1 protein-coding gene is annotated in these 258 nt (G+C 60.5%); it reads left to right on the top strand.

Going from position 1 to position 258, the window contains the following annotated elements; genetic code table 11:
• Nucleotides 1-258, top strand: a 258-nt coding sequence (locus tag SB754_RS21310) for an ABC transporter permease subunit (RefSeq protein WP_410784331.1), incomplete at both ends; no start/stop codon positions are given.

Raw genomic sequence — 258 nt, forward strand, 5'->3', positions numbered from 1 at the left:
GCTCTCGGTGCCCAACTTCTGGCTTGGCATAGGAGCCATTTTCATTCTGGCTGCCGGGCTGGGGCTGATCCTCGCCTCCGGGTACGTGCCGTTCACCGCTAATCCTGGTCAGCACCTGCTGCACCTATTCCTGCCAGCCGTCATTCTGGGGACCTCGGTCATGGCGGCCATCATGCGTCAAACACGGGCGTCAATGCTGGAGACCATGAAGAGTGATTATGTCCGCACAGCGCGTGCCATAGGACTCAGCCGCACCAG

It is taken from the genome of Leifsonia sp. SIMBA_070 (genome assembly GCF_046534635.1).
Classification (GTDB): domain Bacteria; phylum Actinomycetota; class Actinomycetes; order Actinomycetales; family Microbacteriaceae; genus Leifsonia.